At 46.5% G+C, this 26,186-nt stretch carries 22 protein-coding genes and 1 tRNA gene; 7 read left to right on the plus strand and 16 right to left on the minus strand.

Annotation, left to right across the window (positions count from 1 at the left end; translation table 11 throughout):
- Positions 1-74 precede the first annotated feature (74 nt).
- The 6 genes from QBE55_03615 to QBE55_03640 all read right to left on the minus strand — a co-directional run bounded on the left by QBE55_03615 (position 75) and on the right by QBE55_03640 (position 9,431).
- Positions 75-2,336 carry a helix-turn-helix transcriptional regulator gene (locus tag QBE55_03615; protein WZL79264.1) on the minus strand — a complete coding sequence of 754 codons (2,262 nt, stop codon included), beginning with the start codon at positions 2,334-2,336 and terminating at the stop codon, positions 75-77.
- A gap of 122 nt (positions 2,337-2,458) precedes the next feature.
- Positions 2,459-4,144, minus strand: coding sequence for an extracellular solute-binding protein (locus QBE55_03620; protein WZL79265.1), 1,686 nt, complete (start codon positions 4,142-4,144; stop codon positions 2,459-2,461).
- 75 nt (positions 4,145-4,219) lie between these two features.
- Positions 4,220-5,125 carry a carbohydrate ABC transporter permease gene (locus tag QBE55_03625; protein ID WZL79266.1) on the minus strand — a complete coding sequence of 302 codons (906 nt, stop codon included), beginning with the start codon at positions 5,123-5,125 and terminating at the stop codon, positions 4,220-4,222.
- Positions 5,126-5,171: 46 nt separating this feature from the next.
- Positions 5,172-6,122, minus strand: a complete 951-nt coding sequence (locus QBE55_03630) for an ABC transporter permease subunit (GenBank protein WZL79856.1) — start codon at positions 6,120-6,122, stop codon at positions 5,172-5,174.
- Between the two features lie 225 nt (positions 6,123-6,347).
- A complete protein-coding gene (locus QBE55_03635) occupies positions 6,348-6,890 on the minus strand; it encodes a hypothetical protein (protein WZL79267.1) in 543 nt (180 codons plus the stop codon).
- A 219-nt stretch (positions 6,891-7,109) separates the two neighbouring features.
- A complete protein-coding gene (locus QBE55_03640; GenBank protein WZL79268.1) occupies positions 7,110-9,431 on the minus strand; it encodes a helix-turn-helix domain-containing protein in 2,322 nt (773 codons plus the stop codon).
- A 319-nt stretch (positions 9,432-9,750) separates the two neighbouring features.
- Here QBE55_03640 and QBE55_03645 point away from each other — a divergent pair, with 319 nt between their 5' ends.
- The 5 genes from QBE55_03645 (at position 9,751) to QBE55_03665 (ending at position 16,102) form a co-directional block, all read left to right on the plus strand.
- Positions 9,751-10,710: an ABC transporter permease subunit gene (locus QBE55_03645; protein WZL79269.1), complete on the plus strand. Its 960-nt coding sequence runs from the start codon at positions 9,751-9,753 to the stop codon at positions 10,708-10,710.
- A gap of 15 nt (positions 10,711-10,725) precedes the next feature.
- Positions 10,726-11,637, plus strand: a complete 912-nt coding sequence (locus QBE55_03650; GenBank protein ID WZL79270.1) for a carbohydrate ABC transporter permease — start codon at positions 10,726-10,728, stop codon at positions 11,635-11,637.
- Positions 11,638-11,783: 146 nt separating this feature from the next.
- Positions 11,784-13,382 (plus strand): extracellular solute-binding protein, encoded by a 1,599-nt coding sequence (locus QBE55_03655; protein ID WZL79271.1) that lies wholly within the window; start codon positions 11,784-11,786, stop codon positions 13,380-13,382.
- A gap of 228 nt (positions 13,383-13,610) precedes the next feature.
- Positions 13,611-15,185 (plus strand): hypothetical protein, encoded by a 1,575-nt coding sequence (locus tag QBE55_03660; GenBank protein ID WZL79272.1) that lies wholly within the window; start codon positions 13,611-13,613, stop codon positions 15,183-15,185.
- Between the two features lie 119 nt (positions 15,186-15,304).
- Entirely contained in the window at positions 15,305-16,102 is a 798-nt protein-coding gene (locus QBE55_03665; GenBank protein ID WZL79273.1) for an amidohydrolase family protein, read from the plus strand.
- Positions 16,103-16,339: 237 nt separating this feature from the next.
- Here QBE55_03665 and QBE55_03670 read toward each other — a convergent pair whose 3' ends face one another.
- From QBE55_03670 to QBE55_03715, 10 genes are all read right to left on the minus strand, one after another.
- The gene (locus QBE55_03670; protein ID WZL79274.1) at positions 16,340-16,789 is read right to left on the minus strand and encodes an SUF system NifU family Fe-S cluster assembly protein; all 450 of its coding nucleotides are present in this window, start codon (positions 16,787-16,789) and stop codon (positions 16,340-16,342) included.
- Positions 16,776-18,005, minus strand: coding sequence for a cysteine desulfurase (locus QBE55_03675; GenBank protein WZL79275.1), 1,230 nt, complete (start codon positions 18,003-18,005; stop codon positions 16,776-16,778). The genes QBE55_03670 and QBE55_03675 overlap by 14 nt, the downstream gene beginning before the upstream one ends.
- The gene (locus QBE55_03680) at positions 18,002-19,234 is read right to left on the minus strand and encodes a SufD family Fe-S cluster assembly protein (protein WZL79276.1); all 1,233 of its coding nucleotides are present in this window, start codon (positions 19,232-19,234) and stop codon (positions 18,002-18,004) included. Before QBE55_03680 ends, QBE55_03675 begins: the two co-directional genes overlap by 4 nt.
- 10 nt (positions 19,235-19,244) lie before the next feature.
- Positions 19,245-20,651: a Fe-S cluster assembly protein SufB gene (gene sufB, locus QBE55_03685; GenBank protein WZL79857.1), complete on the minus strand. Its 1,407-nt coding sequence runs from the start codon at positions 20,649-20,651 to the stop codon at positions 19,245-19,247.
- A 105-nt stretch (positions 20,652-20,756) separates the two neighbouring features.
- Entirely contained in the window at positions 20,757-21,497 is a 741-nt protein-coding gene (gene sufC, locus QBE55_03690; GenBank protein WZL79277.1) for a Fe-S cluster assembly ATPase SufC, read from the minus strand.
- Positions 21,479-22,018 (minus strand): winged helix DNA-binding protein, encoded by a 540-nt coding sequence (locus tag QBE55_03695; protein WZL79278.1) that lies wholly within the window; start codon positions 22,016-22,018, stop codon positions 21,479-21,481. Before QBE55_03695 ends, sufC begins: the two co-directional genes overlap by 19 nt.
- 145 nt (positions 22,019-22,163) lie before the next feature.
- Entirely contained in the window at positions 22,164-22,553 is a 390-nt protein-coding gene (locus QBE55_03700) for a metal-dependent transcriptional regulator (GenBank protein ID WZL79279.1), read from the minus strand.
- 281 nt (positions 22,554-22,834) lie between these two features.
- Positions 22,835-22,911, minus strand: a tRNA-Arg gene (locus tag QBE55_03705).
- A 90-nt stretch (positions 22,912-23,001) separates the two neighbouring features.
- Positions 23,002-24,282 carry an L-rhamnose isomerase gene (locus tag QBE55_03710; protein WZL79280.1) on the minus strand — a complete coding sequence of 427 codons (1,281 nt, stop codon included), beginning with the start codon at positions 24,280-24,282 and terminating at the stop codon, positions 23,002-23,004.
- A 203-nt stretch (positions 24,283-24,485) separates the two neighbouring features.
- Positions 24,486-24,644, minus strand: coding sequence for a hypothetical protein (locus QBE55_03715; GenBank protein ID WZL79281.1), 159 nt, complete (start codon positions 24,642-24,644; stop codon positions 24,486-24,488).
- 250 nt (positions 24,645-24,894) lie between these two features.
- Between QBE55_03715 and QBE55_03720 the strand changes: the two genes are divergently transcribed.
- Together QBE55_03720 and QBE55_03725 are read left to right on the plus strand one after the other, a co-directional pair.
- Complete coding sequence (locus QBE55_03720) at positions 24,895-26,025, plus strand: sodium ion-translocating decarboxylase subunit beta (protein WZL79282.1); 1,131 nt, start codon at positions 24,895-24,897, stop codon at positions 26,023-26,025.
- Between the two features lie 14 nt (positions 26,026-26,039).
- Complete coding sequence (locus QBE55_03725; protein WZL79283.1) at positions 26,040-26,159, plus strand: OadG-related small transporter subunit; 120 nt, start codon at positions 26,040-26,042, stop codon at positions 26,157-26,159.
- Positions 26,160-26,186 lie beyond the last annotated feature (27 nt).

A 26,186-nucleotide genomic window follows, 5' to 3' on the forward strand; every position in this document is an offset into this window, starting at 1 on the left:
TTTTTATTACGTTATTTATTATACTTTATATATTGTCAATTGGCAAGCAAAAGCAGCAATCTGTTTCCTTCCTGTTATTTTACCGCTTCTACCTTGTATTTGGATGGAGACATGCCGCAATTCGCTTTGAAAACCCGGTTAAAATGAGATACGCTTCCAAATCCGATCTCCGCTGCAATGTCCCCGACTTTCTTTTCCGTAGTCATCAAAAGATGCCTGGCCAACTCGATGCGCTTGCCTGTCACGTAATCCTTGAAGCCAATGCCCGTGATTTCCTTAAACAGGCGGCTCAAAGTATAAATGGAAATATGATAATGATCCGCGATCTGCAGCAGGCTCAAATTCGGATCGGTAAAATGAATGTCCACAAACTTTACGATGCTGTCATTCAGCTGATCCTTGCTTGCCGACTTCGTATGGGCAATACTGTCACAGACCCGGACGACGGCAGGTGTCAGGAGTTCACACATCTCAGTTATATTGTTAAAGTACAGGATCCGGTTCATTTCCTGCTGGTTCAGCGGCATTCCGATCTGTTTCAGGGTCCTGAGAAAGGCGTCCATCATTTTATAGCAGACATACCGCTCAACCAGAACAGAGGACACATTCCCGGATATGCGGCCCCGGATTGTCGCCAGATCATCCAGGGCATCCTCCTTTTCTCCGTTCTTCATATGCTGCAAAAAGGACAACGTCTCTTCCGTAAGATCCATTTCCGTTATGGACAGGTCATTCATCAGATCATCATAAACAATTGCTCCGCTGTCCATATCCAGATCCTGAAGGGAACGAAGATAGGAACTCCGGATATCGATCAGCCGAGTAACCGAATGGCCGGTCCCGATCCCGACTTTCCCGCCGCCTTCGGACTGCCGCAGAGTCTCCACGATCCCCGCTGTCACTTCCTCCGGAGAAAGAGTTCCGGGAATCGCACAGACAAACACGGTATGTCTGTCGTACATCATATCAACAAGAAATACATGGGACTGGAACTCCGAAAGAATTTCGTCCGCCAGAAGCTCCCTTTGTACATTGTTCATTTCCAGGCCGGTTACCGACAGCACACAAAAAGCATCTCCCGACAAAACACTGCTCAGCCATTCCAGATCGGAGGAGTCCGGCTGCTCTCCGGACAATAGCTTGTTCAGGACCAGATCCATCAGCTGCATCCGTTGCTCCGTTACGGTCTCGCGCAGTTCCTCGTTAACACTGCCCAGTCTGTCAAATGCCATCTCAATGGCGGCAATCTCATCTCTTCCGCTCCGGTCCTCCGGCGTACTGCCGCTTTCCCCGTTTTCTTTCCTGCTTTTACTGTCCCTGCCTTCCCGGATACCGATTCGCTGTGATAACCGATAAATCGGTTTATAGCTTAAATATACCGACATGGCAAAGAGCAGGATCAGACCCAGGGCGAGAAACAGCAGGGAGCTCTGAATCGTTTCATAAAAGGAATTCAGACTTTTTTCCACATCATCCTGCGGAATGACAGACAAAAACATCTTGCCCTGCACGGCATCAAAAAACTTGAAAATATTGTACGAGTTCTGCTGCCAGGTATATTTCACCAGGGTGTTTTGCGGATCGGAAAGGAATTGCTTCAACTCCGTATCCTGAAATATGCCGGCGTCAATATTCCCATTGGCGTATAAAAGGGAATCGCCGGAATCCAGAATAAACAGGCCGTAATTTTCATATCCCAGGGTACCGATAAAGGATGTTTTCAGTGCGGTGTAGTCCAATACGTAGAATATCATGGTATCGTCCGCGTCATTGATGGAAACAGGCACTCCCACATAAAGCCTGGCATACGGATAAGCAAACGTGTCAAATGTAGAAAGGAGAACAGTCCGCTCCTTATGGCCCGAGGTCAGGAACGTTTTCATTCTCCTGCCCACTTCTTTATTTCCCCTTGATTCTATGTCCATAAATCGTCTCAGGCTGTATTTATAGTTCGTGGTGAGGACATAATCCGCTCCTTTGAAATAAACGCCGATGGACTTTACCATGGGAACCCCGACCTTGTAATCCACCAGCGTCTCGGATACCGCTTTGATGGTATTCCACTCACTCTTTTCAATGTTCGAACGCACAATCTTCCGATCCAGGCTCATGTTCAGGGCATGATTGCACAACATGGAAACGTGCTCATTGAAATATCCGGCAGAATATTGGGTGATCCGAAGGTAGCTTGCCCGGTTGTCCTCCTCCATCCTGCGGTACGAGCTCCGCACAACGGATAAGTTCAGCACCAATACCGGTATGAAGAGACAGGCTGTCACAATAATGATCAGCCTCAGCAGATAACTGTATTTCACAAGGGATTTCTTCCGTTTCATAATCTGCTACTCAACTCCGGTTCTCATTGGATACTGAACTTGATTCGCCGTGCGCCTGTTATTCAATTATATTCCATCATCCGGTCCGGCGTCAAATCCCGCTTTCCTGCCTTCTTCCGTTCCTATTTGCTGCTTCCCGCAGCTCTGCTGTCCTTCTGCAGCCTGTCATACGATGCCTGATATACTTTTACCACTTCGTCAATTCCCATTTTCTTTATCTGTTTCACATAGTCGTCCCATTTGGACATCGGCTCATCCCCGACAATGAACTTGGAAACCTGCTGTTTGAAATAGGTATCGATATCCGTAAACTGATTGGCAATTGTTTCATTTTCCTCATCGGTAAACTTCAGGGCGGAATCCGGGAACCGATCCACCGTATAGGGGAAGTAATTCTTTATGGACTGTTCCGATTTCATTTTTAGCGGCCCGGATTCCGGAACAAACCAGGCAACCGCAGCACGGGGGCCCTCGTTGGGGGCAATGTAATAAACCCTGAATTCATCCACGGTCATATTGCCCACCTTATCCGCCATATCTTCCGGATTCCAGTATTTGATGGTCTCTTTCTTGTCATCGCCATAATCCCAGTTATAGCCACGGATCCCCAGCCAGGACGATAAATGGTTCAGACCCGGTTCCATGTCATCCACGGCGTAGCCCATATCAAACCACCGGAGAGCAGCCTCCACGTTTTTGCAGGATTTTGTGATATAGCCCGAGCCGGATCCGCCGTGAGACACGCTCCGGATCTTCTGTTTTGAGGTATACTCAGATGTCAGCGGCGGCATCATTTCCACTTCCAGTTCCCCGCTTTCAAAGTTTTCCGGGTTCAATTGGGTGGCAAAGGTCATAACCGCCGATTTATTTTCCCGCATTTTTGCAATATTCGTCGGCTCATCCATGGTAAAGATCTCCGGCTCAATCAACCCTTCCGCATAGAGTTTGGAAACAAATTCGATGTATTGCTTATACTGGTCGTTGATATAGGTATACTCGACCTTCCCATCGCTGTCCAGTCCCCATCCAAGGTCCACCAAATCACCAAATGCAGGATAGGCCCACCCCGCAAACCCTGCGGTGGTCAGTTCCACGCCTTTGGTAGGCATTAACGGAGAAAAATCAGGTGTAAAATTGGCATCTTTAAACTTCTTCAGCATATCATGGAACTCGTCTACCGTGGCCGGCATCTTTTCCACGCCTGCCTTTTTCATCATATCCTTTCGGACATATACCGTATCGGCAGCCGCCTGCGCGGTATCATAAATATAAGGCGCAAAGTACATGGAACCGTCCAGCTGCGTCATGGACTGAACCACATCCGGATATTCCTTCATCCAATGCTGTAGGTTTGGCATATATTTCTGGATTCCATCGGTGATATTCACAATAAAATCCCCTTTGATTCCATAATCATACAGGGCATCATTGGTCAGACCACCCAGGATTATATCCGGCAAATCCCCGCCGGCTAAAGTAAGATTTGCCTTGGTCTCCCAATCACTGGCAGGCACCGGCTGCCAATCCATATGGATGCCGGACAGTTTTTCCAGCTTCTGATAGTAAATCATTTCATCAAACGCAGCTTTGCTGGGACTGTGGGGATGCATTGCCGTAAAGGTTGTTTTCTCCTTTACAATCGGGTATCCGGTTTTGTTGAAATTTTGCGCAGCCTCTTTTTGGGGCGCCTGCTTTCCCTTGCCCTTATTCCCGGGCTCGGAAGTTGCATCGTTTGATTTTCCGCATCCACCGAAAGCAGAAACGGAAAGCACCATGATCAAAAGGACCGCAATGATCTTCTTCCTCATTTTTCTCCACCTCTCACTTATATAATTTTGTATATTTCTGCCAACGACATATGCCGTCAAAGCACACCATCTGCGTCACCCCTTGAGGGATCCGAGCATGACGCCTTTCTCAAAATATTTCTGCAGGAAAGGATAAACAATCAGCACAGGCAAGGAGGATACCACAATCGCCGAATACTTGATCAGACTGGCCAGCTTCATCTGCATTTTTCTCAGGTCATCGGAAACGGCAGCGCCGGATTCCAGCATCTGGCTTGCCATCTCCTGCTCGATCAGGATTTCACGCAGGACCAGCTGCAGCGGAACCTTGCTCCGATCGGTCAGATAGATCAATGCGTTGAAATACGAATTCCAATGGCCAATCCCGTAATACAGGACCATAACCCCCAGTAATGCCTTGGACAGCGGCAGCACAATGGTCAGAAACGTCCTGGTCGTGGAGCAGCCGTCAATCATGGCAGCTTCCTCCAGCTCAGACGGTATGCTGGAGGTGAAAAAGGTACGGCAGATAATCAGATTTGTGGTGTTGACTGCTCCGGAAACAACGAGTACCGCATAGGTGTTCAGCAGGTTCAGATCCCTTATCAGAATATAGGTCGGGATCATGCCGCCGCTGAAGTACATGGTAAACGCCATGAAGAACATGAGCCCGTTTCTTCCCATCAGACGTTTCTTGCTCAATGCGTATGCAGCCGGCAATGTAACGGCCAGATTGACCAGGGTGCCGACAATCGTATAAAAAATGGTATTGCGGTAACCAATCATAATATCCTTATACTGAAAAACCTTCTTGTAGCCTTCTATATTGAATCCCCTGGGAAAAAGGAGCACCTTTCCCGTACTGACATAGTCCGGATCGCTTACGGAAGCCGCCACAATATGGATCAGGGGGAATAAAACGATCACCAGGACAATCGTCAGAACAAACAGATTCAGCAGATTGAAAACTCGGTCGCCGGGACTTTCCTTAATAACAGACATATCATACCTCCTCCAAAATAACATCATCCTGCCGGAAGGATAAAGATCAGAACAGACTTGTTTCCCCCAATTTCCGGGATACCGTATTGACCAGCATCAGCAGAATAAAGTTGACAACATTGTTGAACAGGCCAACCGCGGTGGAAAAGCTGTAATCTGCCTTCACCATACCACGGCGATAAATGTAGGTGGAGATCACATCGGACGTCGTCGAGTTCAGATCATTCTGCATCAGGAAAACCTTTTCAAATCCTACATTCATTATGGAGCCTGCATTCAGGATCAGGAGAATGACCATGGTCGGCACAATGGATTTAACATTGATATGCCAGATCCGCTGTAATCTGGATGCTCCGTCAATCACTGCCGATTCATGAATGGCAGGATCCACAGAGGACAAGGCGGCAATATATATGATGGAATTCCACCCCGTACTTTGCCAGATGCCCGACAATACATAGATATGCCGGAATGCTTTCGGGTCGGTCATGAAGTTGTGCTTTTCAAATCCCAGAGCCTGAAGCCCCAGGTTCACGATGCCATAATTCGGCGACATGACAATAGTGATAATCCCGACCAGTACTACAATGGAAATGAAATGCGGTGCATAGGTCACCGTCTGCACCAGACTCTTGAACTTTTCGTTCTTCACTTCATTTAACATGAGGGCCAGTATAATAGGCACCGGGAACCCCGCCACCAGAGTGTAAATGGAAACCGTAAGGGTATTCCGGATCAGCGGCCAGAAATAATAGGACTGAAAGAAATTTTTAAAATGTTTCAATCCAACCCATGAGCTCCCCCATATTCCCTGAGACCCATTGAAATCCTTGAAAGCGATCTGGACTCCATACATTGGGCCGTAGGCAAAGATAATGTAGTAAAGAATCGCCGGCAGCAGAAACAGATACAATTCATAGTCTCTGGAAAGCCTGATAAAAAAGTGCTTCCGGGATTTGCTTGTGTTTCCGTGCTTCTTGTTTTCAGATAATGAAATATTCACTCCCCATCTCACCCTAACTAAATTTGATATGGAATAACATATTTATCGTAACATCACGGTCCTTCCTTTGATATAGTCATTTTTTGCAGAGCAGACGGACAAAATCCATTTCTTTGCAAAAAGCCTTTATCCATGCGTCATTGCAGCAGCTGCCGCTGCAAATAACAGCAAAAAACCGCTTCAATCAATGAAGCGGCTCTAAGTGGCTCTGTTGCTGCGTTATTCCTGTATCTTCACATCCCCTGAAACACTGTCATCCTCCAAATCGGCGGAATCCTGATATTCCTTATTGGCAAAGTAGAGATTGCCTTCAATCCTGGCGCCCTCATCCAGCTCAAAATCCCCGCTTTCCACATAGACGTCTCCAACAATCGTGCCGCCTATTATCTCGGTATTAGGACTTTTTACCGTCAGCTTCGGCACCGTCAGCTTAAACCGATCCGTTGGTTTGTGCTTGTCATCCTCGTTGCATAGCACAATCTTCCGGGTCAGATCCTGAGCTTCGTCGTCTCTCTCATGGAACTCCCCTTCAATGACCAGATCCTGGTCCACCTTCAGATCCTTCAGTGTACAGACAATCCATGTCCCATCCTCACCGATCGCTTTAATGAAGGCCGTTTCATCGTTTACGATCGATGCAGAAGTCTGTGCATCCGGCTTGCCATCCGATCCTTTCTGCGGTTTCGAAGAACATCCTGCAAACACAGCCACAACCAAAAGAGCGGCCAGCAGCACAATACCCTTCTTCTTTATCATTTTCATAGCTCTTACCTCCCTGTATAATAGAAATTCATCATTCCAATTATACCACAACATCCCTTTATGTAAACCTTTTCGTTTCCTTTCCCATTATGATACAGGGATCCCGTATCCTCCTTCCAACCCTAAAATTATTTTTTGTCCGTGAATCAGAAAGTTTCGACTCTGATGACTCCGGAGCTGCCTGTGCGGAAAATTCTTTCCCGTAAACAGAATGACTATTCATAAGTATACTCCTGCTTCCGTTTTCCTTTCGTAATCCGGGGAACGATCCGCAAATTTTTTCCTGTAGCTGCCTGGCGTCAGACCTTCCATACTCTTAAACTTTCTCATAAAACCTGAAACCTGTATATAACCAATCTGATTCGCAATCTCCTGAATGGATAATGGTGTATTTCTCAAAAGTTCCTTTGCCTTTTCGAACCGAATGGAATTGATATAATCCGACACCGTTTGGTCCATGCGGCTCTTGAAATAATGACTGAAGTTCGAGATGGACATTTCAAACGTATCCGATAGCTTGTTGACCGAAAAATCATTGTCCATATAGTGTCTGTTGATATAAGTCAGGATTTTATCCATATTACTGTCCATTGGATCCTTGTTCTCGTTAATGGAATCAATCAAGTCACGTGACAGGTTCGTGATGAATTGCGGAATTCGTCCGATATCCAGCTTGGGACGATACAATATCCCGAAGTATTTTTCCTTTATTTTGAGAGGCTTGCTGTTCCAGTCCTGCAGAGCTTTATCTGATATAGTGATAATATCCTTGAAGAGACAAATTTTCAGTGTATCATTATTCGCAACATTGGCGATTTGAACAAAGACATTCATCAACCAGTTGATTTTCTCTGTGTCTCCTGAACGTATGGCAGAATATAAGGTATCCAATTCTTCTTCCGGATATTTTATGCCATCAGCCGGATTCAAAAGCTCATAAAACAGGACCACACATCGATCCCGTTTCCCTTCACCGCTTTTTACAGCAATATCCGCTTCAAAATAGGACTTACATACGGATGAAATATCATGATAGACGTTTCCAATCCCTGCGGTAAAATGAATATGGAAATCCGTTTCCAGATCTTTTACAATCTGCTCCGATTTCTCTCTGAGAAGGCAGCTGTCAAAATCCGACCCGGAGGCTATAAGGATCAGTTCCTTATAATAAGTCATCATATATGTTTCAAAACCGGAAAGCTCATCTTTTACAATTGGCTCATAGGAGATATATTCAACATTTCCTTCCTGACAGCCGGAATCAGAGCGGAAAATCATTACGCAAAAACAGGTACCGGTAAAGCTTAGCCCGACTTTTGCTCCAAGAGCATTGAAAGCTTCTATGTTCTCCATTCCTCCACTCAGCAACCGCAAAAGCAATTTTTCCTGCATCAGTTCATGCTTTTCTTTCTCTGCTTTCGCATTGTCGTCCGAAAGATGAATCAGAGCATTCTGTGCAACGAGTATATCATCCCTGTCACCGGATGAGGCTGGAAACACAGACTTCGCAATGCCGCTTAATTGACGCACGGGATCGTAGTTAAAATGCATAAACACTTTTATTGCAAACATGCTGATTAAAATAATAAACAGAGTGCCTGAAAGAAATATCATCGTTAATCTGCGTACTTCACTTAGCGCAACATCCATGAGAGTGATACTGTAATAGGTCAGGCCTGTTGAGTCGGAAGGCACACAGGACACCAGGTATTTTTTGCTTTTAATTATGGCAGCAATATGATCCTTTTTATGTGCCCTTTCTATCAACAAGCCGGCGATTTCTGGGGATAAATTTTTACCGGAATGGAACAGGATCAGATCGTTATCCGTGGTAATGAGCACGTCACCTGCATGGGACCGTCCGCCCCCGATAAGATCGTTCAAATGGTCGGCATTGATATGGTAAAGAATCATGGAGTAAGTATTAATGCTGCTCCAATTCATGGGAATGATATAGGTAATCGAGGAATTCATCGTTTTATTATAGTACACGGACTGTTGTGGAATCCATTTGTACTTCCTCCCAATGGAATTCAACACTCTCCGGAACTCTTCTTCGGTATAGTTTTCATAGGTGGATCCATATTTATAAAAATCATCAAAAGTGTAAATGGCATTGCTTGTATAGATGCATCCCAGGCTTTTGTTATAAAAAAGTATCTGATCGATGAATCTGTTGGACGCTTCGACGGATTTGAGCCTGGCACGGATGTCGTAAAAACCGGAAGGATGCTCTATTTGGTAGCTTGTTTTAAAAATACCTTCACTGGACATTTGCATTACATTTCCATAAAGTGATTCAATCTCCTGATCAACATTATTCATAATCTTTTTCGTATGTTCCATATCCTGCGAGATGATTGATTTTGTAAAATAATTGATATCGTAATTATATATCATAAAGGTGAACACAGAAATGGGGATCAGCAAAAGTATAATATAAGAGAACAGGTATCTGGCAAACGTCCCATTTTTCAGTGGAGTTACTATATTGGCTAATTTTGCTATTTTATCCCTGATTTTTTTATTCGGACCCTTCATAAAATCACCATCCCCAGCATTCTTATTCTACAAACTCCGGGCTTTTCCTTCTGTTACCTCAGAATATAATTCCTGTTTTTTCTTTGAACTTATTTTTTCAGCTGGTTAAAATTGATAAACGTGCCCAACCTTTCAAAATCAAACGATACTGTTTCAAATCCGGTAAACTTCCCACATCTATATAGAAGGATTTACCATATCCCTCCTGATATTCAAAACCGGACTCTGTTTATTCAATAACCGATTATTTACAGGATATCAGTCTGTAGGGTAGAATTTTTCCAGGATCCTATCAGCAAAGAAATTCGGAGGGAATGAAATGGAATCACTGCATATTTTGGAAAACGCACTGCACAAACCGGCTGCAGTCCGGAAAAGAGAATATAAGTGGAAAAAAGTCAGGCAGAATTATATTTTGTATTTGTTTCTTTTACCTGCAGTTGTCTATATTTTAATCTTTCACTATATTCCAATCTATGGGATACAAATTGCTTTTAAAGACTTTGAGGCAACACAAGGCATTCTGGGGAGTCCATGGGTAGGATGGATCCATTTTCGAAGATTTTTTGAATCTTACCAATGTTTTGATCTGATCAGGAATACATTGGTTTTAAGCGTATACTCATTGATCGCCGGTTTCCCCATGCCCATTATTCTTGCTCTTATCTTAAACTATTCAACCATGAACCGGTTAAAAAAATTCACCCAAACCGTCACCTATGCACCACATTTTATTTCAACAGTTGTCATGGTAGGTATGATACTCGTGGTCTTTTCCCCTACTGGCATGGTTAATCAGTTCATCAAACTTGCAGGCGGCTCTCCAAAGGAGTTTATAGGGAATCCTGCAGTATTCAGACATCTATATGTCTGGTCAAGTGTGTGGAAAAATACCGGATGGAGCTGTATTATCTATATCGCAACCCTCGCCGGAGTGAATCCGGAACTTCACGAGGCCGCAATTGTGGATGGTGCCAACAAAATCAACCGAATCTGGCACATTGACATTCCTTCCATATTGCCAACCACCATCATCCTGCTTATTCTTCAACTGGGTTCCCTGATGAGCATTGGTTTTGAAAAAGCCTATCTGATGCAGAACAGTGTGAACCTGAGCGTATCAGAAATTATTTCCACCTATGTATACAAGATGGGAATTCAGGGGGCACAATACAGTTACTCGACAGCAATTGGACTGTTGAACAATGTGATTAATTTTTTGCTGTTAATCACCGTCAATAAAATTGCTTCGAAAGTCAGCGATTCAAGTTTGTGGTAAGGAGGATTCTATATTATGAGTGTATTTATCAAAAAACATCAGGGTATAAAAGATAATCGCAGTGACTTTTACTTCAACATTGTCGTAAACTGTATGTTGATCCTTGCACTTACTATCGTTTTGTATCCGCTTTATTTCATCGTCATTGCTTCCATAAGTGATCCAAACGCCGTGAACAATGGACAGGTATTGTTTCTGCCAAAGAACATCGGCTTTTCCTGTTATAAAATCATCTTCCGGGACAGGGATATCTGGCAGGGCTATAGGAACACAATCTTTTATACTGTATTTGGTACTTTGTTGGGCCTCAGCGTTTCCCTCCCGGCTGCCTATTCGCTGTCAAGATCGGATTTGATCGGCCGTGGCTGGATCATGAAGTATTTCGTGCTTACCATGTTCTTTGGCGGAGGATTGATTCCCACTTACCTGGTTGTAAAATCGCTGCATCTGACAAACACGCCGTTTGTTATGATGATTCTGGGCTCCGTTTCGGTATACAATATCATTGTTGCCAAGACCTTTTTTGAATCAACCATTCCAAAGGAATTACTGGAAGCTGCTTCGATAGACGGCTGCCCCAATGGAAAGTTCTTTTTCAGAATCGTTCTCCCGCTTTCCAAACCTATCGTAGCCGTGGTCACACTTACCTATGCCATAAGCCATTGGAATTCCTTTTTTAATGGCTTGATTTACTTAAGCAATCAGAGTCTTTATCCTCTGCAACTGGTACTGCGTGAGATCCTGATCAGCAGTCAGCTGGTTCAGGGCGAAAATGTTGATCCCGATTCCATTGTTGAGCTGATGCGGGTTGCAGGTACGATTAAATATGGTGTAATCATCGTGTCCTCTCTCCCTGTATTGATAATCTATCCGTTTTTACAAAAGTATTTTACAAAAGGTATCATGATAGGCAGTATAAAAGGATGAGAAGGATATGGAAATGGTTCGGACGGGTATGCTGCCTGTCAATAAGGAGGTGATAGCATTTCATAGCATATATCCATTTATCCGGGAGTTCACCATATTCCATCTTAAGACATCTTTATCAGGTAAAAATTGAAAGGAGTATCGTCATGAAATTGAAAAAGTTTATTGCCTGCGGCCTGACGTTTCTGTTGATGGTATCTGCATTCGGATGCTCCGATAAAAAAGCATCAAAAGATGCCGATGCATCAACAGATGTTCCAAAAAACATGAACGCAGCAGATCTTCCGATCTTAAAAACACCCGAAACATACACCATCGCAATCAAGAAGGATGCTCAATCCGCCAAAAATCAAAGTGAAAAGGAATGTTCCATATACAGTGAGAAAAAAACCAATGTTAAAGTAAATTGGAACGAGATACCTTCAAGCGGCTGGACGGAAAAAACCAATGTGATGTTTGCATCAGGCGATCTGCCTGACGCTTTTGCCGGCGGTGTTGATGTCGTAAAGAATATGAAGTCCCTGGTCGCCCTGAACCCGTTGATCGAAAAGTATGGTCCTCATATCAGGAAGATGTTCAACAAAGTAGAAGGCCTCAAAAAGGCGGAAACTGCTCCGGATGGGAAAATCTATTCCCTTCCTGCAGGGGACAACAGTCCTAAAAACCTTGTCACGGATAACCTGTACGTAAACCAGAACTGGCTCACCAGGCTTAATCTTAAAATCCCTGCCACTTTGGAAGAATTCTACGATGTTCTCAAGGCATTCAAAACAAGGGATCCAAATGGGAATGGAAAAGCAGATGAAATTCCACTGGCCGTGTCAGAGGCTTACTACGCCAGTAAGCTTGACTGTTTGTACGGAATGTTCGGTACCCTTGGCAACTCCAGTTATATCCGTATTGAAGACGGGAAATGCATCTTTACCCCGGCAGAAGAAGGATATTATGAAGGGCTGAAGTTCTTCCATAAACTTTATTCCGAGAAATTGATGAATCAGGATTACTTTACCGAAAGCATGGATCAGTTTACCGCCAAAGGCTTTGGCCCTGAAACGACCGAAGGTTTTGTAATGAGCTGGACCCCCAACAATATCATGGAAGAGGAAAGAAGCCACTCATATGTACCTGTGCTGCCAATGAAGGGGCCCAAAGGGGATTCGCTATGGTATCGGTCTTCTGAACCACTTGGCGGCATGTCCGCTTTTACCATCACAACAAAATGTAAAGAACCGGCTGTTCTGCTCCGGTGGTACGATTTCCAGAACTCCAGCCTTGACATGGTTCAACTGTGGAATTATGGCCCGGAAGGAAGCGGCTGCTGGAGAAAACTTGATGATGGAAAATGGGAAGTTACTGAGGATAATGTTCCGGAAGGGACTTCGATAACCGCGTACCGGCGTACCATTGGTACGGTTGGAACGGTAACCTACAATATCTATTGCGACCCGGATGTAGAGGCTTATGAGAATGATCAGAGAACAAAGAAAAAGATTGAAACAGTAGAAGCCACACTGCCCTTTACTCCCAAAGAGGTCATGCCTGTTGGCCTGGATACTCCTGAAAATGTGGATAAAAGGAATCTGCTCTCAACCGATATTTCACACTATATGAGCCAATTTCAGGCGGATGCAATTATGAAGGGTATTAATGATAATGATTGGCAAAGCCACTTGAATAAGCTGAAAACTCTTAAGATCAATCAGTACACGAAGCTATGGCAGGATTTCTACAATAGTCATAAATAACTGCATATAAATATTGATGAGGCAGCACGAATTGCCTCATCAATATTCTTAATTGACAAATCATGAAAGGAGAAAACTATGGGCACTTTTGATCCATTTTGCGATGACACAAACAAAAACAGCTTTCATACAGGTTATGCAACAATGAGGCGCCTGGGCAGGAAATATCGCAAGCAAGGTTTCATAGCCTCAAATGCGCAGGGATTTGCCTCTGTTGGAGGGCCTGTGGTGGTTCAGTATTTTCAGAATGCAAAACCTTTGGATGTGCAATACGGAACACTTGTAAAATTTAATGTTGTTACCGGAGAAGAATTCAAAAGCAACGATATTAAAGGATATCACGGAAATTCGATGGCTTACAACAGCAGAGACGGTTATTTATATCTATGCCCTGCTGAAGACTCCGAAGGACAGGACACCAGGCAAAGAAAACAGGTTTTCAAAATAGACAGAGACTCGCTTTCAATTGTGGACATCGTCGATTTAAGCAATAAAACGAAATTAAATCCCATTCACTCAATCGGTTACGATAGTGTGGATGACTGCATGATATTGTGCGACAGAAACACTTTGGAATTTTATGATGCAGACTGGAATCTGCTTTTCCGGGTTTCCCTTGAAGATGTATTGGGCTTTACCCCTTTGTGGATGCAGGGAATTCAGGTAAATCGCGACATTCTTTATTATATTGGCGGTCGCAAGTCGCAAATCTGGGCAATGAAGATGGACTTTGAAAGCAGGACAGTTCAATATAAAACAACGTACACATTTGATATGTGGCAGGAGAATCTATACTCAACAGGTGAAATTGAAGGCCTGGGTTTCAATCATATCACCGGAGAGATATATGTTGTTTCACACATTACAGTGGGTAATTGGGGAGGTTTCACACAGTACTTTGTTACAAACCAAAACTTTCAAGTTGCTTTCAGCAGCAGTCCCATCGTAACGATTCAAAATCCCAATGCGAATCCTGTGAACCTGTATTACGGATCAAATGATAATTACAATCCGGACGGCAGCCAAAGCAACCCATTCTCCAGTTTATTGGAAGCTGTAATTGCCATGCGTAGTCCATATACAGCGTATTATAATCTGCAAATTACAGAGGACAGCGACGAAACACTGGTACTTGCCAATGTAAATAATGCCAGAATTACATTTAATGGGAACTGTGTCCGGGCCGTTGTAATGATCAACAGTCATAATCTCTGTTTTGCAGAGATCATCACCAATGGAATCTCCAGCTATCACAAGGATGCGGTTTACAGCTGCCATTCAAGTTTCCGGGCTGAAAATGTGACATGCAGGAACATCCATACGGAATCAGATATTGGTTATGGATTGTTTTTGGAACAATCCCACGCTTTTATTGCAAGTACTTCAACGTCTGTGTATGCAAAAAAGTCCATCGTTGAATCACCACAGATCCTCCTGAACTTTTCAAAAGACGGAAAGTGCTCCATACTGCATGGATCCAAGAAAGTGGCTTGTATCTCCTCAATGGCAGATGTTGTGAATCTGACTCCTGACGACTATCCCCTATATAACTACATTCAGGTTATCATCGATATAAATCTGAATGGTTCCCGGATCATCTTTGATATGAAGAGCAAAGCCACGGATATGGCAGACTTCATTGGTTACAGGATTCACGCAGATGTTCTGTATATGTGTGTATTTCACCTGGAAAAAGGCGATCCCGATCATTCTGCCGTAGCTCTTTATGACTTGTCAGAAGGCAGGAAGAAAGAAACAATGATTCATTCCTGGAGGATAGAAGCAGCATTGACCGATGACTAAGCGGACTATTATGCGGGCCTGATATTGTCATACACCCAAAAATGTGATAAGTTTACAAAGGATAGAGGAATTTTCTAACCATCAGAGAGTCTTTAAATAAGAAAGGGACTGTTTTACTTATGAAAATCTTTGCCAATCATGCACATGTCTTCCCAACCGACATCCGTCCGGAAGGGGATATCCCGCACCTTCTGCAGCTAATGGATGAATGCGGAATTGAAAAGGCAGTGGCCTTTGCTCCCTTTTTCCCCCAATGGGGAGACCGGGAATCGGATCCGATTCATTGGCTTGCCAAAGAGATCCGCGCGCATCAGGACCGACTGACAGGCTATGCCGCCATCAATCCGGAGGGATCCGATGCCATCCACCTGCTGCTGACCGCGAAAGAACTGGGTCTCCAGGGGATAAAAATGCATCCTGCCTTTGATAAATGGAATCTGAAATCCGAACAGGCCTACCGGTTTTATGAGAAAGCAGAAGAGCTTTCCATACCCCTGGATTTCCACACCGGCGTGCATCATTACCGGATTTCCCAATATCATCCGCTGTTGTTCGACGACATCGCATGTGACTTTCCAAAATTAAAACTTGTCTTTGAGCATGTGGGAGGATATCATTTCTTTCAGGATATGCTGGCAGTTTTCGCCAATCATGCCGGAAGCGGAAATTTATATGCCGGAATTGCCTCGGTACTGTCTCCTCAGAAGCAGAAATATTGGTATCTTGGTCCGGAAAAAATCAAGGATCTCCTATGGCAGGTTGGTGAAGACTGGCTGATTTATGGCCTGGATTTCCCCTATAATAACGCGGAGGATATCAAAAACGACCTGAGACAAATCCGCAATCTCGATATCTCAGACAGCTGCAGGGAAAAACTGCTGGGAAAAAACCTGGAACGACTGCTGACAAGCAAATGACGGGAAGAAGGCCGGTGCCTCAGAGAGCCGGCTTTCTCCTTTTTCTTATTTTGGATAGGATGCGGAAAGCATGCTTTCCAATTACAAGTAGCCCATAGATGATCCATATCCAGCCTTGCCAGGACATGTATATTCCTCCTTTTAGTTAGATATATCTAACTTGTTCGCCGGATAAAAGGGATTCAAAGAATCCCTTTCCTATCGGAAAATTCTATCGGAAAAAGCGCCCATGAAAAGTCAATGGCTCTCTCCCGCACCCTTCAGCTTATCCAGTGCTTCCTCCAGCGTATGCCAGGAAAGCACAGCACATTTGACCCTTGCAGGCATGTTGGAAATATTCTTCAGGGCTATGGCGTCCTCCAGCTCTTCCAATTCCTTTTCATCGGTTACGGTTTTCCGGATCATGCCAAGAAACAATTCCGCCAGATGTTTCGCCTCAGCGGTTGATTTCCCTTCAATCAAATCCGCCATAATGGAAGCAGATGCCTGGGAAATGGCACAGCCGCTCCCCAGAATCGCGGCATTTTCAATGTTGCCGTCCTTCACCTTCAGTTCCAGACTGATATCATCCCCGCAGCTGGGATTGACTCCCCGCACTTTGACATCGGGATGTTCCAGAGGGTGCCGGTGCTTTTGGGAACGGCTGTATTCCGTTACGACTTCCGTATAGATATCACCCAACTCCAACGTTCAGCCACCTCCTGACACTTTTCAGGCTTTCCGCCAGGCGGTCTATATCCTCTTCCGTGTTGTACAGGTACAGACTGGCCCGGCAGGTAGCCGTTACACCCAGACGGCACAGAAAAGGCTGGGCGCAATGATGGCCGGAACGGACAGCAATCCCGTCTGCATTCAGTATCGTTGCAATATCATGAGGATGGGCATCCTCCATTACGAAGGAAACCACCCCGATCCGCTCCTCCGGATTGTCCGGCCCCAGGACGTGAAGATGCGGTATCGCATGCAGCTGGTCCATCAGGTAGGAGGTTAGATCCCTTTCCCCTGCGCGGACGTTTTCCATGCCGGCCTTGTCCAGGTAGTCGATGGCGGCGGAAAGGCCCACTGCTCCTCCCACGTTCTGGGTGCCTCCTTCAAACTTTTCCGGAAGAGGGGCATAGGTGGAAGCCTGTTCCTCCACATACTCGATCATATCCCCGCCATATAGGAACGGAGGCATTTCGCGGAGCAGTTCTTCCTTTCCATAAAGTACGCCAAATCCCATGGGCCCCAGCATTTTATGGGCGGAAAACGCAAAGAAGTCCGCATCCATGGAGGACACGTTTACAGCCATATGGGGAACACTCTGGGTTCCGTCCACGACGACCACCGCTCCCACCTGATGCGCCCGTTCTATTATCCGTTCCACCGGATTGATGACTCCGGTCACATTGGACGCCTGCGCCACAGCTACGATTTTGGTCCGATCATTGATCTTTTCTTCGATTTCCTCCGGGATAATACGGGCTGCTTTGTCCGTATACAGATAAACCAGCTCGGCCTCCCGGGCCTTTGCCACGATCTGCCACGGCACCAGATTGCTGTGATGCTCGGAAATCGCCAGCACAACCCGGTCGCCGGAATGCAGAACGGACATTCCATAGCTCTGGGCCACCAGGTTCAGGGACTCGGTGGCACTTTTGGTAAAGATGACTTCATCCGTCTTCTCCGCTCCGATAAAGGAACGGATTCTTTCCCGCGAAGACTCCATGGCGTTGGTGGCCTTCACGCTCAGGTCGTAAATTCCCCGGTGAGGATTGGCATTGGATTTCTGATAGTACTCCATCACCGCATCCAATACCGACTGAGGCTTCTGCGTCGTGGCAGCATTGTCGAGATAGGCCAGGCGGCGGCCTTTTTCATCTTTCTCACACAGCAGCGGAAAATCATGCAGGTATTTGTTCAAGCCGTTTGGCCTCCTTTCTCAATGGCTTTTCGGACCTGATCCTTGATCCGGTTCTGAATGGATTCCTCCGGTATCTTCTCCACAACGGAAGAAACAGCAGCCTCTGCCAGCAGTTTTTTTGCTTCCACTTCACTGAGCCCGCGGCTCATCAGATAAAACAGAATTTTTTCATCCAGCCTGCCGGAAGACAGGGCATGATCCCCTTCCACGTTTTCCTCTCCGCAGAGCATGACCGGCGCCGACAGATTCCGCACATCGGGACTCAGCATCAGGACGTTCTCTTCCTCACGTCCCCTTGATCCGGCAGCGCCGCTGATAAAGTCCAGCGTATCCCGGAATGTTTTCCTGCACCGCTCCAGCAGAACGCCTTTTGCGGTGATGCGGGACAAGGTTTTTTTGCCCCGGTGTTCCACGCGATAGGACATGTCCAGCGATCGCTGCCCATCTCCCAGATAAACCGCATCCAGCTCTGCCTCGCTGCCCTCTCCCTTCAGAACGAGATTGCAGCTGGAAAAGGGATTTTTCGCTCCAATCTCCGCAAGGACGACATCCAGCCGCGCTCCTTCCTCCGCAATGCCGCCGATGGAGTCCGTATGGACCGCCATTTCCCCCAGCACCTGCGCCTTCACCAGCTTCACATGGGCGTTCCGATGGGCAAGAATCCGGGTCCGTCCGTAATGATGGACCTTCTGTCCTTCTTCGGAGGTATAGTTTATCAGAACCGTCACCTGGGAATCTTCCTCTGCCTCGATGACGACATCGTCCACCAGATCCGGATTTTCTCCGGTCAAATGCAGATTTAGAACAATCGGGTCCTTTTCCGTATATCCTCTGGGGATCCGCAGATAATGCCGCCGGTTCGCATACTGATCCAGGAACGCACCTGCTTCCCTGGGGAGGAAAAATCCCGCAGCGTCCTCCTTCATGGGAACTTTGTCCGGGCCTTGCTCCTGAATAATCCGCTCCGATGCCGGAATCGCCGTATTCCCCGGAAAAGATCCCGGATCCGATCCGGACACTGTCATCCCGGCGTCATTCACATAGGAACGGCTCCAGGTACGTGTCTGCATCCTCCGGACCTTTTTTTCATGTCTCCCCAGACCCTGATGCTGTCCCAAACCCTGTTCCAACATACTCTGGTTCGGCATCTTTCCGGTTTCCTGTTTTTCCGTATCCTGCTTCAATGCGCTTTGATCCCGCGTATTATGTTTCCGTGTATCCTGCCGCATATCATCCCTCCTAACCAATGGTTCCTTCCAGTTCAATATTGATCAGCCGGTTCATCTCCACCGCATATTCCAGGGGAAGCTCCCGGGAAATCGGTTCCACAAATCCCCGGACGATCATGGCTCTGGCCTCCTGCTCCGTGAGACCCCTGGCCATCAGGTAGAACACGGCCTCATCGCTGATGCGCCCGACTTTCGCCTCATGCCCGACATCCGACTCATCGGTGCGGATATCCAGTGACGGGATAGTATCCGACCGGGAGTCGCTGTCCATCATCAGGGATTCACAGACAGCAGAGGATTTCGACCCCACCGCTTGCGGCAGGATTTCCACGGTACTGCGGTAAACAGCAATTCCTCCGTCCTTGGAAATGGAGCGGGAATGAATTGTGGAATACGTATTGGGTGCCGCATGCACCACTTTGGTACCGGTATCCAGGTTCTGACCTTTCCCGGAAAAGGAAATGCCGGTAAAGGTGGATCTTGCCCCCTCCCCTTTCAGAATGCTGGAAGGATACAGCATGGTAACATGGGAACCAAAGGTCCCGGATATCCACTCAATGGTGCCGTTCTTTTCCACAACAGCACGCTTGGTATTGAGGTTCATCATATTTTTCGACCAGTTCTCAATGGTGGAATACCGCAGAGTGGCCCCTTCCCGCACGTACAACTCCACACAGCCGGCATGCAGGTTCAGCATATTGTATCCCGGAGCGGAGCAGCCTTCAATAAAGTGAACACTTGCACCTTTTTCCACAACGATCAGCGTATGCTCAAACTGCCCGGCGCCGGCGGCGTTCAGCCGGAAATAGGACTGAAGCGGGAAATCCAGATGCACCCCTTCGGGCACATAAACAAAGGAACCGCCCGACCATACCGCGCCATGAAGCGCCACAAATTTATGCTCCTCCGGCGGTACCAGCTTCATGAAAAGCTTTCGGACGATATCCTCGTGTTCCCGCACCGCCGTTTCCATATCGGTATAAATTACACCCTGTTTCGACAGCTCGTCCCGGATATTATGGTAAACCACTTCGGAATCATACTGTGCTCCCACGCCTGCCAGGGATTTCTGCTCCGCCTGCGGAATCCCCAGACGCTCAAAGGTATCCTTGATGTACCCGGGAACCTGATTCCAGTCACTTTTCATATCCGTATTTGGCCTGACATAGGCGACGATGTCGTCCATATGAAGCTCGTCCAGAGACGGTCCCCAGTCCGGCATCGGCAACCGGTTATAAATTTCCAGCGAACGAAGGCGATGCTGCAGCATCCATTCCGGCTCATTTTTCATTTTTGATATTTCCGTTACAATCTCAGGAGTCAGACCCTTGTCTGTCTTGAAGCTGCTTTGATCCCTATCCCGAAAATCGAAACGTTCCCTGTCGGCTTCCTCCAGCATTGCCTTTTGTCTTTCCAGCTTTTCCGCTTCCTTTGCTTTTCGGTCTGCCGCCATTCGGTCTGTCGTATTTCCTGTATTTTTTAAATTGCTTGTTTTTTCCATTCTCGTCCCTTCCATCCCTGCTTACTCAAGCACCGAAGCATAGCCTTCCCGGTTTATTTTATCGATCACAGAGGCATCCGTTGTCCGGACCATACGCCCGTTCGCTATGATATGAACATAATCCACGGGGAGATCCTCCAGGATCCTGGTAATATGGGTAATAATAAGGATTGCGTTGTCCTTGTTTTTATAGTGGTGAATGCTCTCGGAAATCGTCCTTACCGCGTCAATATCCAACCCGGAATCGGTTTCGTCCAGGATAGCCAGCTTCGGGTTCAGAACGGCCATCTGGAGAACTTCGTTCTTCTTCTTTTCCCCGCCGGAAAACCCTACATTAAGATAGCGGGTTGCATAGGAAGGATCAATCCCCAGCTCTTCCATCCTGGAACGGAGCTCTTTCCGAAAGGGAATCAGCCTGATTTCCTCTCCGGTACAGGCTGCCTTTGCAGAGCGCAGAAAATTCTCAACCGTGATTCCGGGAATTTCCTCGGGCGCCTGAAAGGAAAGGAAGATCCCTTTTCTGGCCCGGACATCCGGCTTTTCCTCTGTAATGTCCTCTCCTTCAAATAAAATGCTTCCATCCTCCACGTGATAGCGCGGATCTCCCATAATGACATTGGCCAGTGTGGATTTTCCCGCGCCGTTGGGGCCCATCAGCACATGTACTTCTCCGGCCTGGATCGAAAGGTCGATCCCGTCCAATATGCGCTTCCCTCCGGCAGACGCACTAAGATTATGAATACTCAATAAATTCTTTGGCATTTTTCGCACCTCTTCAATGTTGATTCCTGAGAATGACCGGCTTGGCCAGCCATTTGGGCAATGGAGCAATTTTCATTCACGGCGGTGTCATTGATAATCAAATCCATCATCCCGATGACTTTTTCTACGGAGTTCTCATCCAATCCCCGGACATATTCCTCCAGATCGGATCTCAGTTTTCCATAGTGCCCGTCATATCCCCTGCAGGCAGCTTCCCCGGCGTCCGTCAGTTTATAATAGACTTCCTTTTTGTTCCCGACGATGCGATATGGCTCCAGATATCCCTTTTTATCCAGCTTTTTGGCAAGCTGTGCCACCGCACCGTTGGTAATCCCCAGATACTGCGACAAGTCGCTGGCTCTGGCCCCTTCGTTATGCTGCACACACTTCAGCAGGCAAATATCGGAATAGGTCAGTTTGTGCGCCGTTCCATAATTCCTGGAAATTTTTAACTCGCACATCATAATATTCTGCGTCTGATACAGCTTTTCTATTAGACTTCCCCTTTTCTTCCTATCCATATCCATCACCTCAGACTATTTTATAGCAGCTAAACAAAAAAGTCAATATTCTTTAGCAACTAAAAAATATTGACTCTTTAAAAACCCAAAAATTCATCCTGAATATTTATGATGATATTTTACGCTGTTTTTCTGCCAAAGCAGGCTAATCCCCGGGATTGGTCTGATACGCGCGCATAAAATCCTGCATCGCCTGGATGGAATCGTTGCTGATCACGTGCTCAATGGCACAGGCATCCGTATCCGCTGTTTTATAGTCCAGTTTCAGGATTTCCATAAAGAACTTCCGGATGGTATGATGCTTATTGGAAGTATGTTTTGCAAACTCCCTTCCTTTGGGAGTCAGAAATATTTCCCCATATTTTTCATTTGTGATCAGGCCTTTTTCAGAGAGTGTTGCCATGGCACTGTTGGTACTCGGCCGTGTCACTCCCATCCAGCTGGCAATATCGGATACTCTTGCACCATTGTCCCCGCTCGACAGCTCAAATACCGCTTCCAGATAATTCTCCATGGAAAATGTCAGCTTCTCCATTGGCGTTCCTCCCTCCTTTTCATAGGGCGCCCCTCTCAGCAATTCACAGGCCTTACTGTATCTCTTTTTCAAAAATAATTTAATGGGCATCCCGACTATATACACCCGTTTTCATCGATTTCCTTTCTTACATCCTACATCTGCTTGATGTACAATGCAACCTTTTTTTGAGTAGTTTTGCCCAAAGCGATCCTTCAACCGGATAACGTTACTATGCGGTAACTGTAGGCATAATAAAAAAGCCGCATTGTGCTGTAAGCCCAGCAAACATGCGACTCTTTTGGTGTACCCGGAGGGATTCGAACCCACGACCTCTTGATTCGTAGTCAAGCACTCTATCCAACTGAGCTACGGGTACAAAACAGTCCTTTTTTTAAGGACTGTAATTCTATTTTAAGCCATTCCGTCCATTCTGTCAACAGGCAGGTGCACTGTTTTCCCTGATTTTTTATTTTCGATTGGCAAGCACGGAATCTTCATATTCTTTGACGCTGTTCAGCCAATCTGCGCCCACGGGTACGTGCTGGTCCAGACAGAACCTGTTCCATACCGCACCATAGGGCAGTGTCTTGAACTCCTCCATCAGGGCAAGCCGATTCCCCAGGTCCCCGTTCTCCTCCGCTTCCCGCAGCAGGCCGACAGGCTCAAGCATGGCAATCAGCATGGCCTTCATCGCATTGCGGGTGCCAATCACCCAGGCAGACAAACGGTTGATGCTGGCGTCAAAGAAATCCAGGGCAATGTGTACGCGATCCAGAACATTGCAGCGTATGACTTCGTGAGCAATCGCCATCAGATCATCGTTCAATATGGGAACATGATCACTGTCCCATCGGACTCCCCTGCTTAGATGAAGCAGAATCTCTCCGGAAAAGTTCAGAAGAGCAGATATCTTGTCCGCAATCCCCTCTGTGGGATGAAAATGTCCTGCGTCCAGACATATCATAATGTTTCTGGTCAGGGCATAGCCCATATAAAATTCATGGGATCCCACAACATAGGCTTCCGAACCAATGCCGAACAGCTTGCTCTCCACCGCATCCTTCACATAGTTCTCATCGTATTTGACGGACAGGATCTCATCCAGGGAATCCTTCAGAATCCGGCGATGTATCATGCGGTCCGCCGGCAAGTCCTTGGAACCGTCCGGAATCCATATATTATGGATCGCCGGGCTGCCCAGCTCCCTGCCAATGGAAGCCGCGATCTCCCGGCATGCCTTCGCGTGACGGATCCAGAACTCCCGAACCTCTTTGTCCCGGCTGGCCAGGGTAAATCCGGAATCCGCCATGGGATGAGAGAAGAAAGTGGAATTGAAATCCATGCCGATATGGTTCTCCCTTGCCCATTTGATCCATTTCTGAAAATACTCCGGCTTCAGCTGATCCCGTTCCACAAATGTTCCGCCCGTTTCCGCATAACTGGCATGCAGATTCACCCGCTGCTTTCCCGGAATCAGGGACATGGCCTTTTTCATGTCCGAGCGCAGTTCTTCCCCATTCCGGGGCTTTCCGGGATAATTGCCGGTGGCCATGATGCCTCCGCCGGACAAACCATTGGCATTTGCCTCCAGTCCCGTTACATCGTCTCCCTGCCAGCAATGCATGGAAATCTCCAGACCCGCCATCCGCTTCAAAACCGCATCCGTATCGACACCGAACTTTCCATACAGCTCTCTTGCACGACCATAATCCTCTTCCACCTGGTCATCAGAATAGATTTGAATCATTGAAACCTTCCCCCTGTCTTCCGGTCGTTGTCCTTATATTGTTTTTTGTGGAATCATTCCCCGTTCCATTATCAGGATTTCATAAAAAAGGATCCCCGTAAGGATCCATAATCCTTCCTGATTATATACTACGACACGGATTTGCAGATTCCTTCCGGAAAAGCAAATCCGTTATGGCAGAGGAAGGTCTGAGGGAGACCGTATCATTCAAATTTCTGTGCCACGGCATCGAAGCAGTCCTTGCAATATCCTTCATAAAGCGTACCGCATTCATCACACACGCACTCTCCGCATTCGGGACAGCTGTGGGCAATCGATTCGTCACAGGTGCAACCGCAGACTGAACAGGTAACCTGAGCCATAAAATTACTACCCCCTTTCCGTTTTGATCTCTCTTTCCTTTGTATTTTCCCAAATTCCACGGCAATTATCCCAATGCTTTTCGATGCTTTGTGCGAAAACCTGTGCGGGAAATTTGTTTCACTTTTCCGTTTGACAAGGAGCGATCCTTTCAATATAATATATCGTAGCCGGGTTTGATTTTTTTACGACAATTGCCCGGTCGGAATGTTCCAAAAAATTTATACAAAGGTAGAAGGGATGCTGTTTTTTATGGGCAATTTAAGCAAGCTGCTGAGCGGCATAAGAGGCTTGACCTGGCAGAGTGTACTAATGATGGCAATTGGTTGCGTTTTGATTTATCTGGCAATCAAAAAGGAATATGAGCCGCTTTTGCTTCTCCCGATCGGATTCGGTGCAATCATGACCAACATACCCGGATCTGCCGCAGTCGGAGAGCATGGCTTTCTGACCATTCTCTATGATGCAGGTATTGTAACAGAATTATTTCCGATTCTCATTTTTATTGCAGTAGGCGCCATGATCGACTTTACTCCATTACTGAAGCAACCCGTCACTCTTTTCTTCGGTGCAGCTGCGCAGTTTGGTATTTTTGCCGCCATGCTTCTGGCAGCAGGTGCCAATTTAATATGGCCGGGCATCTTCAGCCTGAAGGAAGCAGCCGCCATTGGCATTATCGGCGCAGCCGACGGTCCCACCTCCATTTTCGTCGGGAATCTGTTTGCTCCAAGATTTATGGGAGCCATTACCGTAGCGGCATATTCCTATATGGCATTGGTTCCGATGATTCAGCCTCCGGTTATCAAGGCATTGACAACAAAGGAAGAGCGTAAAATTCACATGGATATCAGTTATGATGTAAAGGTATCCAAAACCGTTTTGATCCTGTTCCCCATTGTCGTTACCATCGTTGCAGGGATTGTTGCCCCCATCTCCGTTCCGTTGATCGGCGCATTGATGTTTGGAAATCTGATCCGCGAATGCGGCGTGCTGGAACATCTTTCCCAAACTGCTCAGAACGAGCTGGGAAATCTTGTTACGCTGCTCCTTGGCATCACCATCGGCTCAACCATGGTGGCAAAGGAATTCCTTACTTTAAATACTCTGCTGATCCTGTGCATCGGCCTTCTTGCTTTTGTTTTTGATACGGGATTTGGTGTGCTGTTTGCAAAATTTGTAAATCTGTTTTTGAAGAAAAAAATCAATCCGATGATCGGTGGCTGCGGAATTTCCGCATTCCCCATGTCCGCCCGGATCGTACAGAAAATGGCTCAGGCAGAGGATGATCAGAACTTTATCCTGATGCCCGCCATCGGAGCAAATGTTGCCGGACAGATCGGATCCATTGTCGCAGGATCCATTATCCTGGCATTACTCAGTTAGGAGGTGTTCGTTTCATGGATATTGTTATGGGTGCACTGGAAGTCATGGGAGTTGGATTAGCAGGTGTATTCCTGGTTCTGGCCCTGTTTTACGGACTGGTCAAACTGATGATGAAACTGTTTCCCGGGGACTGATTCCACCGGCTTTTTATAGTATCATGA

Source organism: Eubacteriales bacterium mix99, assembly GCA_038396605.1.
Classification (GTDB): domain Bacteria; phylum Bacillota; class Clostridia; order Caldicoprobacterales; family DTU083; genus UBA4874.

Bases quoted from the DNA above. Each gene is read 5' to 3' on its own strand.
- QBE55_03615 (WZL79264.1), bottom strand. From the start codon at position 2,336: ATGAAACGGAAGAAATCCCTTGTGAAATACAGTTATCTGCTGAGGCTG.
- QBE55_03620 (WZL79265.1), bottom strand. From the start codon at position 4,144: ATGAGGAAGAAGATCATTGCGGTCCTTTTGATCATGGTGCTTTCCGTT.
- QBE55_03625 (WZL79266.1), bottom strand. From the start codon at position 5,125: ATGTCTGTTATTAAGGAAAGTCCCGGCGACCGAGTTTTCAATCTGCTG.
- QBE55_03635 (WZL79267.1), bottom strand. From the start codon at position 6,890: ATGAAAATGATAAAGAAGAAGGGTATTGTGCTGCTGGCCGCTCTTTTG.
- QBE55_03640 (WZL79268.1), bottom strand. From the start codon at position 9,431: ATGAAGGGTCCGAATAAAAAAATCAGGGATAAAATAGCAAAATTAGCC.
- QBE55_03645 (WZL79269.1), top strand. From the start codon at position 9,751: ATGGAATCACTGCATATTTTGGAAAACGCACTGCACAAACCGGCTGCA.
- QBE55_03650 (WZL79270.1), top strand. From the start codon at position 10,726: ATGAGTGTATTTATCAAAAAACATCAGGGTATAAAAGATAATCGCAGT.
- QBE55_03655 (WZL79271.1), top strand. From the start codon at position 11,784: ATGAAATTGAAAAAGTTTATTGCCTGCGGCCTGACGTTTCTGTTGATG.
- QBE55_03665 (WZL79273.1), top strand. From the start codon at position 15,305: ATGAAAATCTTTGCCAATCATGCACATGTCTTCCCAACCGACATCCGT.
- QBE55_03680 (WZL79276.1), bottom strand. From the start codon at position 19,234: ATGCGGCAGGATACACGGAAACATAATACGCGGGATCAAAGCGCATTG.
- sufC (WZL79277.1), bottom strand. From the start codon at position 21,497: ATGCCAAAGAATTTATTGAGTATTCATAATCTTAGTGCGTCTGCCGGA.
- QBE55_03695 (WZL79278.1), bottom strand. From the start codon at position 22,018: ATGGATAGGAAGAAAAGGGGAAGTCTAATAGAAAAGCTGTATCAGACG.
- QBE55_03700 (WZL79279.1), bottom strand. From the start codon at position 22,553: ATGGAGAAGCTGACATTTTCCATGGAGAATTATCTGGAAGCGGTATTT.
- QBE55_03710 (WZL79280.1), bottom strand. From the start codon at position 24,282: ATGATTCAAATCTATTCTGATGACCAGGTGGAAGAGGATTATGGTCGT.
- QBE55_03715 (WZL79281.1), bottom strand. From the start codon at position 24,644: ATGGCTCAGGTTACCTGTTCAGTCTGCGGTTGCACCTGTGACGAATCG.
- QBE55_03720 (WZL79282.1), top strand. From the start codon at position 24,895: ATGGGCAATTTAAGCAAGCTGCTGAGCGGCATAAGAGGCTTGACCTGG.
- QBE55_03725 (WZL79283.1), top strand. From the start codon at position 26,040: ATGGATATTGTTATGGGTGCACTGGAAGTCATGGGAGTTGGATTAGCA.